This window comes from Mesorhizobium sp. M7A.F.Ca.CA.002.15.2.1 (genome assembly GCF_003998715.1).
Lineage (GTDB): Bacteria > Pseudomonadota > Alphaproteobacteria > Rhizobiales > Rhizobiaceae > Mesorhizobium > Mesorhizobium ciceri.
In genome coordinates, this window is sequence record NZ_RZPI01001278.1 from 1 (window position 1) to 442 (window position 442).

Below are 442 nucleotides of genomic sequence, written 5' to 3' on the forward strand. Positions count from 1 at the left end.
AGCGCGGCAATGGTCGCAATTGCGGCTATCGCCAGGTGAATGACATGAAGTTGCCTTCAAAAGGTCGGTCAATCGCCCCGTACGGCCTCTATCCGTGCCAGACTGGAACCAATCGGCACAAGATCGGTTTCGGCAAGGATGGGACCCCACAAGGAGAATTTCGATGAAACGCCAACCACGGATTCTGGCAGGCACCGCACTTGGCCTGTTGATGGCATCCGCGCCGTTGGGCGCGTTCCCGCTTCAGGGAAGTGTCGCGTCCGGTCTTGCCCAGCGCACGGCAACCCCATTCATCCTGGCGCAAGCAGCATGCGCCGAGGGCGAATCGGCCGAGGCCTGCGCGCAGAAGCAGCAGGCGGAACCCGAACAGAAACACGAGCGCAAGAAGGCCGAGCCTGAACAGCAGGCCGCGCCTGCCCAGAGCGAGCAGCCCGCCGAGGAG

1 pseudogene is annotated in these 442 nt (G+C 62.9%); it reads left to right on the forward strand.

The annotated features are described in order from the left end of the window. Positions 1-163: 163 nt before the first annotated feature. A pseudogene (locus ENZ74_RS34120) lies at positions 164-442 on the forward strand (flagellar motor protein MotB); the annotation flags it as partial.